We start from the raw sequence: 16,718 nt of genomic DNA on the forward strand, positions 1-16,718 counted from the left end.
GGACAAGGGGACAAGGGGATGGGGAGATGGGGAGACTAAGGCGAAATCAAGGATATTTAAACCCACGGAGGTGGGTTTTGACTGTGTAGCCGCGACTTCTAGTCGCCAGGTAAATCTAAAATCTAAAATCTAAAATCTAAAATTTGAATAGTTCTTGTTTATGACAAAAATTGACTTACTAAAAAAAGACAAAAGAGATTTCAAAACAAAGGAATTATTCTTATTATTTCCTGCTGCAATGTGGCTTACTAGTCGTTTGTTAATTTGGATTATTATGCTGGGTGTTGCACCTTTATTAAAAGCACCATCGGAGGGAATTACAGCTACATTTAACTTAGAGTTACTCAATGCTTGGGATAGCGGACATTACCAAGCTATAGCTACTACCGGATATGAATATATTAATGATGGTAAAGAGCATAATGTGGCATTTTTCCCACTGTTTCCCCTAAGCATTAGGTTTTTGATGAATTTTGGTTTGCCCTTTGAAGTTGCAGGGTTTTTAGTAAACAATTTGGCATTTTTAGCAGCAGTTTACTGCGTATATTTTTGGGTGAAGTCATATTTAGGAAATCAAGAAGCACGCTGGGCTGTTGCTGTATTGGCTTGGTGTCCGCTGTCGATGTTTGCCGGAGTAATTTATACAGAAGGTTTATATTTATTTTTAAGTACTGCTGCGATGCAGGCTTTTGATAAAAGTCGATATGGTTGGACTGCTTTTTGGGGTGCATTAGCAACTGCAACACGCCCTACAGGTTTAGCATTGATTCCAGCTTTGATAATTACATCCTGGAAGCAACGTAAACCACCCACTGCCTATATTGCTGGTTTAGCTACCGCGACGGGAATACTTTTATTTAGTCTTTATTGTGCGGTTAAATTTGGTGAACCATTAGCCTTTATTGAAGCACAAAAAGGATGGCGTGATTCCTTGGGTTTCTATTGGCAAGGTTGGTGGAAAATGTTAATGCAAATAACTATCGGTGAGAATAATTGGAAACAGGGAGGAATAAAAGACCCCCTACAGCCGCTATTATTTAGTATTATTATCGCCCTTGGTTACTTATTATGGCGCTTCCGTAAAAAGTTAAGTACAGCAAAAGTTGACTATGGTTTTGCGGCTTTAATTATAATTTGGTGGTTAGTAACTGGCGACCCTTTAATTAATACTATATCAGTAGTTGGTAGCGGTTATTTAATATGGAAATTACGCAACGAATTGAGTATGGTAACTGTAACTTATGGTTTGTGTGGTTTGGCATTAATTTTAGCTTCTGGAGGTACTTGGTCTCTAAGTCGCATAGCTTACGGTATTGTTTCAGTTAGCATTGCTTTAGGTTTACTCTTATCTCGTCATCCCCGTTGGGGATATTTAACTATAGGTTTCTTTGCGGTTTTACTTACTACTTTTTCTCTCAGATTTGCTCAGAGATTGTGGATAGGTTAGATGGGAAAGCAAGGGATAAATAACTGCTAATTGTTAACAGTATTTAAAATACATTTAGCATCTAGCACTGTAAAATTTTGAACTTTTGCAACGGTGCAATTTGGTATTGTTTGGGATAAAGCTGGAAGATTCTTTTGCTGCAATCTGTCAAAAATATCTTTGGTTATTTTGACTAATATATCTTGGTTGAGATTACTTTTATAATATTGTTTTAGGAAAAGATTATTTTGGATATATTCGGGAATGAATGCTTCAGATTCTAATAGCCAGTAATCTACTCCATATTTTTGAATAAAAGTTGTTACATCCAAAATATTTTCACTATATTGAGCCTGAATTAAGTCTATAACTCGCTGGCGAAATTGACTATAATAACCAAAGTGATACGGAACTGCATATTCTCTACCTACTAAAATAGAACGTTGGGAAAATGCAGGTAAATTATCAGCTTCTCTTGCAATAGAAGCGATGAGAATATCTTTTGGTTGTTTTTGGAAAAACTCATATAAAGCCGGTACGGAACCTTCTTGATAAGCAGTTTTAGGAAAGTTTTTCACAAAAACTGGATAATAGAAGAGCAGTCCAATAGCGATAAAACTTATTAAAAACGACGAAAAAAACTTTCGTAAATGTGGATGAAAATAAGAATTACCCCCTGTATTAAAACTACTTAAAATAGCTTCAATAATAGCAGAAAAAACAATAGCTGCCGAGATGGCTAAAATAACGCGAAAACTATGGTCGGTATAGCGACTGGGAAGATAAAATTTAAACAGAAAGAGATGAGCTAAAACGAACATTCCTACTGATACAATCAGCAATTGAATTAAAATGATTATCTCACTTTGAATCTTTTGTAGCAAAGGGAATTTTGCCGGAAATAATCTCATTAACGGTAGAAAAAATGCAGCAATTAGGGTAACAGGAGAAAATGCATAAGGAGCAAAGATTCCACTACGTCCCCCGATAAAATAATCTACAAGGTTTTCACGAAAAAAAACAGTCCTTCCTCCCCACCAAAATTCTGGTAATTGCTTTGCTTGGGCTACAGTAATTACTGGTCCAAATTCCGGTGATTTAAGAGCATATGGTAACATTACTAAAAATGCGACTACTATTCCTACCACAGAGAATAGATAATTATTTTGTCCAGAAAAACGCAAGCGTCCATCTCTCCAATCCCACAGTCGTACAATTAGAATACCCACACAAATAAACACGTACTGGGGATAAAAAATTCCTAAAAGTACAATTGCAACTAAACAAGGGAACAAAGATTTTCGTGATAAATAATATAAAAATGCTAGCAAAAACAGATAGGTAAAAGCCCTAGCTGTTCCAGAAGATAAATCATCCTTCATCCAAATATTTTGATTGAATATCAATGTGGATAAAAAAGCAGTAAATGGTAAAGGTATTATTTGTAAGCTGAAACCAAAGCAGTAAATAGTTGTCAAAAGTCCCAAAATTGATGGGAGAAGTTTATTCAAAAATAATGGACTAATACCGAAAAAAGCAAAAGTTTTATAAAGACTAGAGTATCCAACTGGAGCAACAGACTGAAAGTAATCCGCAATCAAATTGTTAGGAAACAAATTTGGATCTACATAGCGCATCATCCAAAATACGTGCTGTCTGGCATCATCCTGTACGACATACTCGCTGCTAAAAGCTTGTTGCAATGCTAATATTGCGTAAACAATTGAGACAGTTATGCTCAAAGTAAACCAAAATATTATTTGTTTTTTCGAGATATAATTACGGGTAAAAAATGATTTATGTAAGCGTGATACTGATGGGTATGTCAACATAGATTATAGATTAGATATTTATTTTTATTGCTTTTTGCAGATAAGTACAAAGGGGAAAATATCTTAAAAAATATAGCTTTTCATGGGATTTGCTCGCAAAAATAATTTATAGGAGATTTTAGCACGAGAAAGCTCTTAAAAATTTGTTATTTTTTAAAATTTATGTATTTTATGATACCTGAAAGCTGATTATAATTTGGATAGGTGAAGAAAAATTTATGGAAAAAGACTTTTATTTACAATATGCATCTGTAGAAGATAAGCACTGGTGGTTTGTAGCGCGTCGTCGAATTATCGAAAAAATAATTCTAAAACTAAATTTACCAAAAAATGCTCAAATATTAGAAGCTGGTTGTGGTACGGGTGGTAATTTACAAATGTTATCCCGTCACGGACAAGTTGCGGCGATGGAATTAGATGAAACTGCTTGTCAACTAGCGAATCAACGGCAAGTAACTCATGTCAAACAAGGCAGTCTCCCCGATGATATTCCTTTTACTTCGCAGTATGACTTAATTTTGATACTGGATGTGATAGAACATCTTGATGATGATTTATCAGCACTGAAAGCTTTGTATTATAAACTAAAGCCTGGAGGATATTTATTAATAACAGTTCCAGCTTATAAGTTTTTGTGGAGCGAACATGATGAAATTAACCATCACAAACGCCGTTATCGATTAACAAGCTTACAACGAGTGGTAAAAACAGCAGGCTATGAAATCGGTTACGGAAGTTATTTCAATACTTTTTTATTTCCCCTAGTCGTTATAGTAAGAATTTTAGGAAAACTGTTACCAAAACAGAACAAAAATCAACTCAGTAGTGATTTAGTATTACCATCGAAACCAGTTAATCAATTTTTTAAATGGTTATTTGCCAGCGAACGCCACTTGCTCAATAGACTTTCTCTACCTTTTGGTGTATCTGTTTTATTATTGGCACAAAAACCACATATATAATTGTTGATTGATAATCAATCATTGATAATTGATTGCAGATGACTCAACCGATAGTTTCGATTGTTATCCCAATTTACAATGAAGAAGAAAATATACCCGAACTTTACCGTCGTTTACAAACTGTTATCCAACAGTTAGATGGTGAAACAGAATTAATTTTTGTTGATGATGGTAGTCGGGATAATTCTTTAAATCTAATGCGCGAAATTCAAAGGGGCGATTACCACTTTAATTACATAAGTTTAGCTCGTAATTTTGGTCATCAAATAGCTGTAACTGCTGGTTTAAACTTTGTTCGCGGTAGAGTTGTAGTTGTGATGGATGCTGATTTACAAGACCCACCAGAACTAATTTTCCCAATGATTGAAAAATGGCGACAAGGTTATCAAGTCGTTTATGCTCAACGTCTATCTCGTAAAAAAGAAAGTGTTTTAAAAAGGTTTACAGCTTATGCATTTTATCGTATTTTAAGACGTTTAGCTGATGTAAATATACCTCCTGATACTGGTGATTTTTGCTTGATGGATCGGGAGGTAGTTGATATTCTCAATGCGATGCCAGAACGTAATCGTTATATACGTGGTTTGCGTGCTTGGGTAGGTTTTCGACAAACAGCAATAACATTTGAAAGAGACCCGCGTTTTGCTGGTAAAGTAAAGTATTCCTTGGCAAAATCTTGGGCTTTAGCTATTAATGGAATTATTTCTTTTTCCAGGGTTCCTTTAAAGCTTGCTACTTATTTAGGGATGCTTTCAGCAGGTGTCGCTTTATTAATGATATTTTTAGTTTTATATTGGCGTTTGTTTGACTCTGCTTCTCCTTTAATTGGTTATACGTTAATTACAATTGCCTTGTTTTTCTTAGGTTCAGTACAATTATTTTGTATTGGTATTTTAGGTGAATATATTGGTCGGATTTACGAAGAAGTTAAAGGTCGTCCGATTTATACTGTGAAAGAAATGGGAGGAGTTAGGAGTGAGGAGTTAAGAGTTAAGAGTTAGGATTTGTAGAGACGTTATATATAACGTCTCCCAAAGATTCGAGGAAAACGAACCACTAAGAATTAAGAGTTAGTAATTTCAGTTAAAAATCGCGATAAATCAATCCAAAATCTCAAATCTCAAATCTAAAATTCCTATGTCTTGGCAAGAATTTTTTTTACTACTTTTGTCAGTTTCTGCAAGTGTAATCGGACAATTATTTTTAAAAATCGGTGCAGTCAAATTAGGGAGAGTTGATGTACAAAATGCAGTTAAACAAACCTTGGCAATTATGACAACCCCGGAATTATTAATGGGTTTAGCTTGTTATGGTATTGGTGCTATTATTTATATACTTTTGTTAACTAGAGTTAATTTAAGTGTAGCTGGACCTTCGGCATCTTTAGTTTATGTTTTTTCAGTATTGCTCGGCTACTTTATTTTTAAAGAATCTATTCCTTTCACTCGTCTTATGGGTTTAAGTTTGATTGTTTGTGGTGTGATATTAGTAGTTTGGCAAAAGTAAGAATTGCTTTATAAATAACAATAAATAACGTTTTTATTAAAAGTCTTAAAATCTAAAATATATAATCCAAAATCGTAAATTTAAAATCTAAAATCAAATGACTCAATCTAAAAAACTCTTAGATAATGGTTTAGTTTTCCCTACAATAATGTGGCTGTCTAGCAGATTAGTAATTATTGTCGCCATGTTGTTCATTACTCCTTTATTACCGATTCCAGAAAATGCCCAATCTCCTCCTTTGGGATGGGATGTTTTCTATTCATGGGACAGCATATGGTATCACCGCATTGTTGTTGTTGGTTACGAATTTGTTAACGATGGTAAACAATATTCTGTTGCCTTTTTTCCACTTTTACCCTTATTAACCAAGTTAATTATGTACTTTGGTTTGCCTTTTCAAGTGGCAGCCACATTATTAAATAATTTTGCTTTTTTAGGTGCTTTAATTGTGCTTTTTAATTGGGTAAAAGAAAGTTATGGCATAAGTGCAGCCCGTTGGAGTACTGTTGTTTTGGCATGGTGTCCTTATTCTCTTTACGGAAGTGTAATTTATACTGAAGGATTATTTTTATTATTTAGTACGGCGGCTTTACGCGCTTTTGATAAAAAACAGCATATATCAGCAGCGATTTGGGGAATATTATCGACAGCAACTAGAATCACTGGAGTCATGTTGATTCCTGCTTTTTTGTTCGTTGCTTGGAAACAACATCGGGGTATCAAAGCTTATCTGGCTAGTTTGGCTGTGGGATCAAGTACGTTGCTTTATAGTTTGTACTGTCTCATTAAATTTAATGATCCTTTAGCATTTATTCACGTACAAAAAGGTTGGCGAGATTCTACAGGATTCGCTGCTCAAGGATGGTGGAATATGTTGATGCAAATTGTTTTCAGTTCTCCTTTATTATTTGGCTTAATTATTATCAGCGGTTTTTTATTATGGGGCTTTCGTCAACAGTTAACTAATATCAAATTGCGCGGTATATTATATTTCTTATGGTTACTATTATGGTTGGGTATCGGCGAACCATTATGGTCAACAGATGGAAATCCATTTGGGAAAATTCCTTTAGTTAAGATAACTATTGTCTTCGGTGGACTTTATTTATTATGGTATTCACGCACTAAAATTCCTTTAGTGGCTACAGTTTACGGTTTTTTTTCCTACCTTTTAATACTTAATACCGGACTTTCAGCTTCTGTAGAGCGCTACGCTTATGGAATTGTTTCTTTGTCTTTCGCTCTGGGGTTGCTGCTGAAAAATTATCGTGATTGGGGTTTTGCGATCGCAGGATTTTTCGCTGTTTTATTAGCAAGTTTAGCCGTACAGTTTGCCCAAAATCAGTGGGTAGCTTAAATTATTCTAGAAAATAAATATTATATGTATTTTGTCTTACAAGAATATTCTCTCGAAAATGCTTAAATAAGTCGATACTACTAAAAGTGCAAATACACAAAAATATTTTCACATATTGATAAATTCAGTGTTTCTACTGTCTGCATTTAAATATGTATTTGTCATTATTAATATGTTGTAATCTGAACTTTTTATACTGGTATTTATGTATAAAAAATATTTTATTCAGTTTACGTGTAAATACCAAATCAAAGTTTTAAGTATCAAAAAAACAACTTAAAAATAAAATCACAGAAGTGGGGTTGTAAAAATCCGACTTCTTGCCTGACGAAAATTAAAGTTTTACGACTTCTTTTCGTAGGGAAACACTAATCGAGGATTCACTAGCCTTTTAAGCAGGTGAAACTAAATTACTCTAGGCAGCGTCTGACTGGGATATTACGCTTACAAGGTAAATATTACCTGGTGAAAATTTTAACATTTTCTTTGATAGACAAATCATTCCTTAAATGTAAAATGAATCTGGTTAGCAGTAAAACTGATACAGTCATTTGGTCTAGTGAATGTACTGATTACTAGCTGTAGTTCCTGATTATTAATTTCGGCTTTTAAGTAAAGTTTATACATATATCCGCCTGTAAAGGCGAAGTTCTGTAAACCTCTGTTTAATTTTTCGGGATTACTAAAAATTAACCGGGTAATAAAGAATATAGAGAAACTGTGTTATTACATACCGTCATATCCGTAAATGGCGGTTTGATCGTGAAGGAGCCGTGTTTAGTGGAAAATAAGAAGTCGTTAGCTTTACCTCAAGGAATATTAATTGCTCTTACTGCTTTGTGTGGTAGTTTTGTCTTTGGTTTGATGTTACCCATCAAGCAAGACTCTACTAATATAGGTAGTAAGCAACAAATAAAAGTTAAAAATATCACGGCGGAATCTGGTTCGCTTTCTCGTATAAATGGATTCAAAGGCGCAATGCTTACCACTTGGCAACAGGAAGCGATATCCAAAGGTGTCTTCCATACAGTGCCAAAACAGTTCCGTGGGACAACAATCAAGCAAGCAAATCTGGCTCCCAACGATAAATTAATTGCTCTTACTTTTGATGATGGGCCGTGGCCTGAGTATACTGCTCAGGTATTGGAAATATTGAAAAAAAATGATATTAAAGCCACGTTTTTTGTAGTAGGGCAAGTTTTGAACAACTATCCCGATTTAGGAAAGCGAATAGTCTCTGAGGGTCATACTATTGGTAATCATACTTGGCATCACTGGTATCATTTCTTTAATAAACAAGCAGCAGCATTAGAAATTGACCGTACCTCAGACCTGATTTATAAAACCACAGGTACTAGAACTACTTTGTTTCGTCCACCAGGTGGAATGTTACATAATGGCTTAGCTGCCTATGCTCAAAGTAAAGATTATACCGTGGTGATGTGGTCTGCCGATTCTATGGATTACGCTCGTCCTCCGGCTGCGACTTTGGTGAGTAGAGTCATGAAACAGGCAAGTCCTGGTGGTATCGTGTTGTTACATGATGGTGGTGGTCCTCGTAAAAACACTGTTGCAGCGTTACCATCAATGATCAGCAACTTGAAAAACCAAGGTTATCGTTTTGTCACTATTCCCGAATTGTTAGAGCATGAGGAAAAACAAAAAAAGAAGAATTTGGTAATTGGGAATAGGTAATGGGTAATGGGTAATGGGTAATTGGTAATGGGTAATGGGTAATTAACCATTACCCACTGCCTATTACCTAATCTCCAAAAGCTGCTTTTCCCCTACATAAGCTTGGGGTGAATCACCTTCCGACGGTGGCACTAACTGCCAGAACTTGGGTAAAAACTCTTGCCAATTATCCAAAATCATCTTGGCTTTCCTAGAACCAGTGCGATCGCAATGCAGTGCAATCAAGTCTTTGAGTTGGGTTTCCCCAGCAATTGTAACTATTCGCTGTATGTTGACGATTTCTGGGTTAACTAATTCTGGGAAATTACCGTCTTCATCTAAGAAGTAAGCTAATCCTCCAGTCATCCCTGCTGCGACGTTGCGCCCAACTTTACCCAAGACTACCACTACACCGCCGGTCATGTATTCGCAACAATGATCTCCGGCTCCTTCAATTACTGCGATCGCTTTGGAGTTACGTACAGCAAAGCGTTCTCCAGCTTTACCGAGAGCAAACAGCATTCCACCAGTGGCACCATAAAGACAAGTATTGCCAATTATGGTATTTTCTGACGGGTCGTATTTGACGCTTGTGGGTGGAAGTATGGTGATTTCACCACCGTTCATCCCTTTACCGACATAATCATTAGCAACTCCATACAATGTCAGATTCATGCCATTGAGATTAAATGCACCAAAGCTTTGTCCGACGCTGCCGTTTATAGTCAGGTTGATTTGACCCCCAAAACCATCATCGCCGTACTTGGATGCAATCGCTCCAGCAATGCGTGCGCCGATAGTTCTATCGGTATTAACAGTTGACAGTTGATAGTTGACAGTACCATGTTTGTCAATAGCGTTCTTAACTGCGGTGGAAGCAAGTATTTGATCATCCAATACCGCACCGTTACTATGCACTGCTTCGTGCTGCAACCAACTGCGATTTTCTCTGGAATCTGGTAATTTCAACAAACAATCAAGATTCAATGCTCGTGTTTTGGTAAGCTCAACACCAGAACGCTCTCTGAGTAAATCAGCACGTCCGATTACGGATGATAAACTTCGATAACCAAATTTTGCGAGCAAACTGCGTACTTCTTCGGCAATAAAATAAAAGAAATTCACGACTTTTTCTGGTGTTCCAGGGAACCGCCGGCGCAATTCTTCCTTCTGAGAAGCCACACCCACGGGACAGTTATTGGTATGACATATCCGCGCCATAATGCAACCTTCCGCAATCATCGCAATAGAGCCAAAACCAAATTCTTCTGCTCCCATCAACGCTGCCATCACCACATCCCAACCGCTCTTCAAGCCACCATCGACTCGCAAAATTACGCGATCGCGCAAACCATTTTCCATCAACACCCGATGCACTTCGGTTAATCCGAGTTCCCACGGACTTCCTGCGTGTTTAATCGAACTTAGTGGTGATGCTCCCGTACCACCATCATGACCAGATATCTGAATTACATCAGCGTTGGCTTTGGCTACTCCCGCTGCAATGGTGCCGATACCGATTTCTGACACTAGTTTCACCGATACCTGAGCTTGGGGATTAATTTGATGCAAATCAAAAATCAATTGCGCTAAGTCTTCAATTGAATAAATATCATGGTGCGGTGGAGGGGAAATTAAAGTTACTCCAGGTTTAGAACGTCGCAAAGAGGCAATATATTCGCTCACCTTTTTACCTGGTAATTGTCCTCCTTCTCCCGGCTTGGCACCTTGAGCCATCTTAATTTCAATTTGACGAGCGCTGATCAGATATTGTGGAGTAACCCCAAACCGTCCCGATGCCACTTGTTTAATGGCACTTGTTGCAGTATCTCCATTACGCAAACCGTTTAAATGAGGTAAAGTCGCCGAATGACCAGTTTGATCAACATCATCTAAAGTTTTGTAACGTACCGAATCTTCACCACCTTCACCAGAATTCGACTTACCGCCCAACCGATTCATGGCGATCGCTAAAGTTTCGTGTGCTTCTCGTGACAATGCTCCTAAAGACATTCCCCCAGTACAAAACCGCTTGACGATTTCTGTGACCGGCTCTACTTGAGCAATATCAATCGGCTGTCTATCGGGTTCGTAGTCGAGTAAATCGCGCAATGCAGTTATCGGTCTATGTTGTAAATGCTGTTGATAAACTTGGTAGTGGTCATAATTTTTACTATCAACAGCCTGGTGTAATGCTTTGACCATTTCCGGGCTGTTCATATGGTATTCACCACCGCGACGGTACTGAATAAAACCGAGATTTTCTAGTTTAGTCGCAGTTGTGGGAAAAGCTTTGCAATGAATCGATAAAACTTCAGAAGCTAATTCCTCGATGCTTAAACCACCAATCCGGGAAGTAGTACCGCTAAAACCCAACTCTAACAAATCCCGACCAATACCAATAGCTTCAAAAATTTGCGCTCCTTGGTAACTGCTCAACAGCGAAATTCCCATTTTAGAGAGAATTTTTAGCAAACCATTTTTTACAGCTTCAATATAATTTGCGATCGCTTGCTCCAAACTAATAGCTGCAATTTTACCACGCTGCATAAACTGCTGAGTTTTGGGGTCAGACCACCAATTAACTACAGTATCCATTGCCATATAGGGACAAACAGCCGCAGCACCAAACCCAATCAAACAAGCGAAATGATGAGTACTCCAACATTGAGCAGTATTAACCACCAAAGAAGCATTCATTCGCAATCCGCATTGGATTAAATGATGGTGTACCGCACCGACAGCGAGTAGAGGAGGGATGTAGGTAGTTTCTGCGTCGATGGCTCCATAATCGGAGGAATAGGGTACAGAGGCATTGCCATTTAACTGTTCACTGATTTGATCGCTCAATATCAAAATTTTGGCACCATTACGTACCGCTTCAACAGCTTGGCTCTGCAAAGATTCTACAGCGGCTTTTAAAGCTTCGTGTCCGCTGTGAATAGAAAATACTGTAGATAATTCAACCGCATTAAAATCAGACCTTTTAATTTCAATTAATTGAGCGGATGTTAACACCGGCGATTCCAACTTCAACCGACGAGCATATTCGGGTTTAGGGTCGAGTAAATTACCACGTTCGCCCAATTCCACCTTCAGCGACATCACCAATTTCTCCCGCAAAGGGTCGATGGGTGGATTTGTGACCTGAGCAAACCGCTGTTTGAAATAGTCATATAGCAAATGTGGTTTTTCCGAAAGTATCGCTAGAGGGATATCATCCCCCATACAAAAAGTCGGTTCCTTACCATCAATCGCCATCGGTTGAATAATCATTTCCACATCTTCTGTGGTGTAACCAAAAGCTATTTGAGTTGATAGTTGACAGTTTACAGTTGAGAGTTGATGGTTGTTGGTTAATGGTTGATAGTTGTTACTAACAATTGACCTTTGACCTTCAACCTCTGACCTTTGACCTTTGACCTCTGACCTTCCATGACCATTACCGTTAACTGATAACTGATAACTGTTAACTGATAACTGACTCCGATGCTGTTGCAACCATTTCCCATAAGGATGCTTTTTCGCAACCTGTTGCTTGATTTGCCAATTCTTGAGGATTTGATGATTGGACAAATCCACAGCAATCATTTGTCCGGGACCTAAGCGTCCTTTCTCGATAATATTTTCTTCGGGAAACTCAATCACACCAGCTTCAGAAGCAACCACAATATAGTCATCTGAAGTAATGCAGTAACGGGCTGGTCTCAAACCATTACGGTCTAAAGTTGCACCAACAGTCAGACCATCACTATATACTAACAGCGCTGGACCGTCCCAAGCTTCTTGTAAACCGCTGTAGTATTCATAAAAATCGACAATCTCCGGATAATTACTTAAAGCCGGTTGATGATTATAAGCTTCCGGAACCATTATCATCAAAGCTTCCTCTGGACTACGCCCGGAACGCACCTGTAATTCAAATACGTTATCTAAAGTAGCAGAATCGCTCGCATCTATACTGACAAACGGTTTTAACTCATCCATTCGTCCTTGCCAAATGGGATGGTTGAGAGTTGCTTGTCTCGCCGTCATCCAGTTGATGTTACCCAGAAGCGTGTTAATTTCTCCATTATGACCCAAAAGCCGCATTGGTTGTGCGAGGGGCCATTTGGGCATGGTATTGGTGCTAAAACGCCGATGGTAGACAACGAAACTAGTAGAGTAGGCAGTAGACTTCAAATCCAGATAAAAATCCGCTAAAACTGCCGAACGCACCATACCCTTGTAGACAATTGTCCGACAAGACAGCGAACAAACGTAAAATTCATCCGAACAGTCGCTGTTTTGACTTTGGATAGCCTTACCAATTAGACGGCGGGTAATATAAAGTTTTCTTTCTAACTCATCCCCACTAACATCTTTCGCTTGCAAGAAAATCTGCTCAATTTGTGGTTGATTCTCCCTCGCTTGTACTCCCAGAACCCCCGAATCTACTGGAACCACACGCCATCCGAGTACGGTGAGGTTTTCATTGTTTGCGATTTGTTCCACAGTTGAGCGTGCAATTTGGGCAGCAGCTTCGTCGCGGGGTAAAAATAGCATTCCCACGGCAAGATTTTGATGCTTATTTTTATCCTTCGTATCGGGAAGTAATAATTCCCAAGGAATTGCACTCATTATTCCCGCACCATCACCAGAATCGCGATCGGCACTACAACCACCACGATGTTCTAAACAGGTTAAAGCATTCAAGCCTTTTGCTAAGATTTCATGACTTGCGCGATTTTGACGATGAGCGATAAAACCTACCCCACAAGCGTCTCTTTCTTCAACCAACCACTTTTGACCTAAAAAAGTATCTGAAAATGTGATGTTTTTGTCTTGATTCATTTTCTGGTTATTCATAGAATGTCCCCCGATATCGCTAATTGTCTTGATAAAAATTTCTTCACAAACAAACAAAGAAAACTGAGTTGCCATCTCTAGCCAAAGTTTGATGCACAGAATATCCCCGCATCAACTTTTCGCAAATGTCGGGAAAAAAAATTTTAACCCCAGGCTTAATTTTTGTCCGCCTGTGTTAAAATTATCCCGTTATTTTTTATGTGTTTATGCTGATGATTCAAATCAACCGTCTTTACGTATTGCCAGTTTACTATTTATATCTTGAGGCTATGTATTTTCTGTCTATTTAATCGTCAGCTAAGTCTACCTCAATCGGCTTGTCTTAAATCCAAGTTTTATATTACAGATTCAGCTATTTATTGCCGCCCCGAAACAAAACTTCTATTATTCGCTTCATTAATTTCAATATCCTTCGCCTTCAGGCGCTGGCTCGCCGTTCTGCTAATTGGGTGCCGATCTAAAAGCAGCGTATTATACTAGTTGTCCATTTGCAATTCCTGATTCTCTTGCTAATTTTGCTAATTTTTAATCTTTGTGTCACTGTATACCTGCACCGATACGGTAACGCCCCTTACAAATATTATTAGTGCCTGCTATACCCTGCACAAATAGCTTTGAATAAAAAAGATAAAACATTACAACTTATCTTTTACAAGCAAAAACTCCTATATTTATTTGGCAAAAGAAACTGTTTACTGACATATTATTTACAATCTCGGCGCGTAAATTACTAATGTCATGGTTTTACAAATGGCAGAAAGATAATTATACACTATCACGTTAGACAACTTTGAGTTTGATAATTGTTTCGATGTAAAAGCGAAAATTTGATGCGGGGATATTCCTTGCATCAAACTTTTCCAAAAAAAATCAATTTTTTTGAGTCACTACTTCATCAAATATTATGGTCAAAAAGCTTTCTTCGAGTCAAGAAAAAATCCGCAGTTCTAGAAATCATAAAAATGATAGTTCTATTGAAAAATTAAAAAAGTCCCCAGTATGTTTCTCACATTACTCTCTTCAAGCCGGGGAAAGCTGTTCGAGGGGTGTCTTGCCATCAAATTTATGGCACTATCGCTTTTTTCTGAAGTTTACGGTATTTTCCACTCTTGCAATAATTCTAAATCTCAGTACTAGTTCCATAGTCAAGGCTCAGCATCAAAATCAAGTTAAAGGTTCGATGCCTTTGCCAAGTCAACCATCACTAGTATCTACATCAAAAGGATTATTTTCCTACGGTACTCAAATATCTTTGAATGGTCGCACGGTACCGGGAACTTGGCTGCAACCCAAAGGCAAAGCTACAACGACTTATCTAAGTGATGGAGCGCTGCGACAGTTGATAGGGGTAGATTTATTAAATAGTAATAATCCCCAACTACAACCAGTTCAGTGGTTCTCTTCGTTATCCAAACCACAGGCATTAAATGGTTTTCTCGTCCAGGGATATCGCTATTTGGATGTGACAAAATTTGCTCAACAAGCAAAATGGCAAGTACAAACCAAAGGTAATACCTTAGTAATTTCAACACCGAGCGCAAAAATAGCAAATATTTATCAAGATCAAAATCAAGTTCAAAATCAAAATCAAAATCAAAATTCACCGACTCAGCAACGGGTAATCATCGATTTAGAGCGTCCGACACCCTGGAAACTAAATCCGGGTGCTTTGATTAAGAAACCAGAACCATTACTTCCAATTCCATCCAAACCTCAGCTTCCAGAAAATCAAGATTCTCAAAATGTTGTCATAGAGACAAATAATTCTACTGTCAAACCAGAACCACCAGCAAGAGAATGGACAATTACCATTGATGGAGTTGCCGACACTAATTTAGTCCAACGCTATTCGACTCCACCCCTAGAAAATATTCTAGACAAAATACCCCTACCATTTTCTTTACAACCAACCCCCGAACCACTAATTCGTCAAGTAGAAGTAGTCAATAATCAAACTATTATTCGACTAGCAGTTCCCTTCGGCTTCGCTCCTCGCATCAGCACTTTACCCGCACCGTATCGTTTAGCGATCGATATTCGTCCAGATGCTTTAGTCGAACGCTCAATCGATTGGGCGACGGGATTGCGCTGGAAACAGCAGTTTGTGTCCTTGGATCAAGAACGCTTTCCGGTAGTATGGCTAGAAATTAATCCCCGCACTTCCAAAGTTAAAATTAGACCTGTCGCCACCAATCAAGATAAACAAGAAGGTACCGCACCCCTAATTAACACCGCCCAAAAATACCTCGCAGCCGCTGCAATTAATGGTGGTTTCTTCAATCGCAAGAACCGCTTACCTTTGGGTGCCATTCGTCGGGATGGTCAGTGGCTCTCCGGTCCGATTCTGAATCGAGGTGCTGTTGCTTGGAATGATGCCGGACAATTTTATATGGATCGGCTTTCTTTACAAGAAACTTTGCTTGTTCCCAATAATCAAAGCTTGTCAATTTCTCATCTCAACAGTGGATACGTACAGCAAGGAATAGCTAGATATACGCATTTGTGGGGAACAACTTATACGCCTCTTACTGATAACGAAATTATTGCGATCGTTGAAAATAATCAAGTTACCCAACAATACGCAGGGAAACAAGCTGGAGTGGGTGCTGTTCCGATTCCAAAGAATGGCTATTTAATAGCTTTTCGCGGTAGCGCCGTCAATGATGCAGCAAAATTACCCATCACAACTCCTATAGGTATTGTAAGTTCGGCTGTTTCTCCGGAATTTAACCGCTATCCCCAGATTTTAGGAGCAGGACCGCTGTTGGTCAAAGACAACCAAATTGTTCTCGATGCTGAAGCCGAAAAATTCGGTAAAGCCTTCGCCGAACAGAAAGCTATCCGCAGCGCCATTTGTACTACTAAGAGCGGCAATATAATCCTTGCTGCCGTACATGACCGCGCCGGTGGAACTGGACCAAGCTTAACAGAACACGCTCAATTAATGCAGAAATTGGGCTGTGTCAACGCTCTCAATTTAGACGGTGGTAGTTCTACAAGTCTTTATCTAGGAGGACAATTACTCGATCGATCCCCCAATACTGCCGCCAGCGTTCACAACGGGATTGGGATTTTCTTACCGCGTCCCTGAGTGGGGGGATGGGGAGATGGGG

At 38.5% G+C, this 16,718-nt stretch carries 9 protein-coding genes; 7 read left to right on the plus strand and 2 right to left on the minus strand.

The window, feature by feature from the left end; translation table 11 throughout:
• The first annotated feature begins 160 nt into the window (after window positions 1–160).
• Complete coding sequence (locus IQ247_RS26570) at window positions 161–1,447, plus strand: mannosyltransferase family protein (protein ID WP_228060061.1); 1,287 nt, start codon at window positions 161–163, stop codon at window positions 1,445–1,447.
• 26 nt (window positions 1,448–1,473) lie between these two features.
• On the opposite strand, the gene IQ247_RS26575 is transcribed toward IQ247_RS26570, so the two are convergent.
• Entirely contained in the window at window positions 1,474–3,168 is a 1,695-nt protein-coding gene (locus IQ247_RS26575) for a hypothetical protein (RefSeq protein WP_228060062.1), read from the minus strand.
• 308 nt (window positions 3,169–3,476) lie between these two features.
• Between IQ247_RS26575 and IQ247_RS26580 the strand changes: the two genes are divergently transcribed.
• The 5 genes from IQ247_RS26580 to IQ247_RS26600 all read left to right on the plus strand — a co-directional run bounded on the left by IQ247_RS26580 (window position 3,477) and on the right by IQ247_RS26600 (window position 8,778).
• A complete protein-coding gene (locus tag IQ247_RS26580) occupies window positions 3,477–4,220 on the plus strand; it encodes a class I SAM-dependent methyltransferase (RefSeq protein WP_193924570.1) in 744 nt (247 codons plus the stop codon).
• Window positions 4,221–4,258: 38 nt separating this feature from the next.
• Window positions 4,259–5,221: a glycosyltransferase family 2 protein gene (locus IQ247_RS26585; RefSeq protein WP_193924571.1), complete on the plus strand. Its 963-nt coding sequence runs from the start codon at window positions 4,259–4,261 to the stop codon at window positions 5,219–5,221.
• A gap of 136 nt (window positions 5,222–5,357) precedes the next feature.
• The gene (locus tag IQ247_RS26590) at window positions 5,358–5,726 is read left to right on the plus strand and encodes an EamA family transporter (protein WP_193924572.1); all 369 of its coding nucleotides are present in this window, start codon (window positions 5,358–5,360) and stop codon (window positions 5,724–5,726) included.
• A gap of 97 nt (window positions 5,727–5,823) precedes the next feature.
• Window positions 5,824–7,083, plus strand: a complete 1,260-nt coding sequence (locus IQ247_RS26595; RefSeq protein WP_193924574.1) for a putative hexosyltransferase — start codon at window positions 5,824–5,826, stop codon at window positions 7,081–7,083.
• A gap of 780 nt (window positions 7,084–7,863) precedes the next feature.
• A complete protein-coding gene (locus IQ247_RS26600) occupies window positions 7,864–8,778 on the plus strand; it encodes a polysaccharide deacetylase family protein (protein WP_193924576.1) in 915 nt (304 codons plus the stop codon).
• Window positions 8,779–8,841: 63 nt separating this feature from the next.
• Here IQ247_RS26600 and IQ247_RS26605 read toward each other — a convergent pair whose 3' ends face one another.
• Window positions 8,842–13,605 carry a glutamate synthase-related protein gene (locus IQ247_RS26605; RefSeq protein WP_193924583.1) on the minus strand — a complete coding sequence of 1,588 codons (4,764 nt, stop codon included), beginning with the start codon at window positions 13,603–13,605 and terminating at the stop codon, window positions 8,842–8,844.
• 904 nt (window positions 13,606–14,509) lie between these two features.
• On the opposite strand from IQ247_RS26605, the gene IQ247_RS26610 reads away from it, so the two are divergent.
• Window positions 14,510–16,696 (plus strand): phosphodiester glycosidase family protein, encoded by a 2,187-nt coding sequence (locus IQ247_RS26610; protein WP_193924578.1) that lies wholly within the window; start codon window positions 14,510–14,512, stop codon window positions 16,694–16,696.
• The last annotated feature ends 22 nt before the right edge of the window (window positions 16,697–16,718 follow it).

Origin of the sequence: Plectonema cf. radiosum LEGE 06105 (assembly GCF_015207665.1) — a bacterium.
Classification (GTDB): domain Bacteria; phylum Cyanobacteriota; class Cyanobacteriia; order Cyanobacteriales; family Nostocaceae; genus Rivularia; species Rivularia radiosa_A.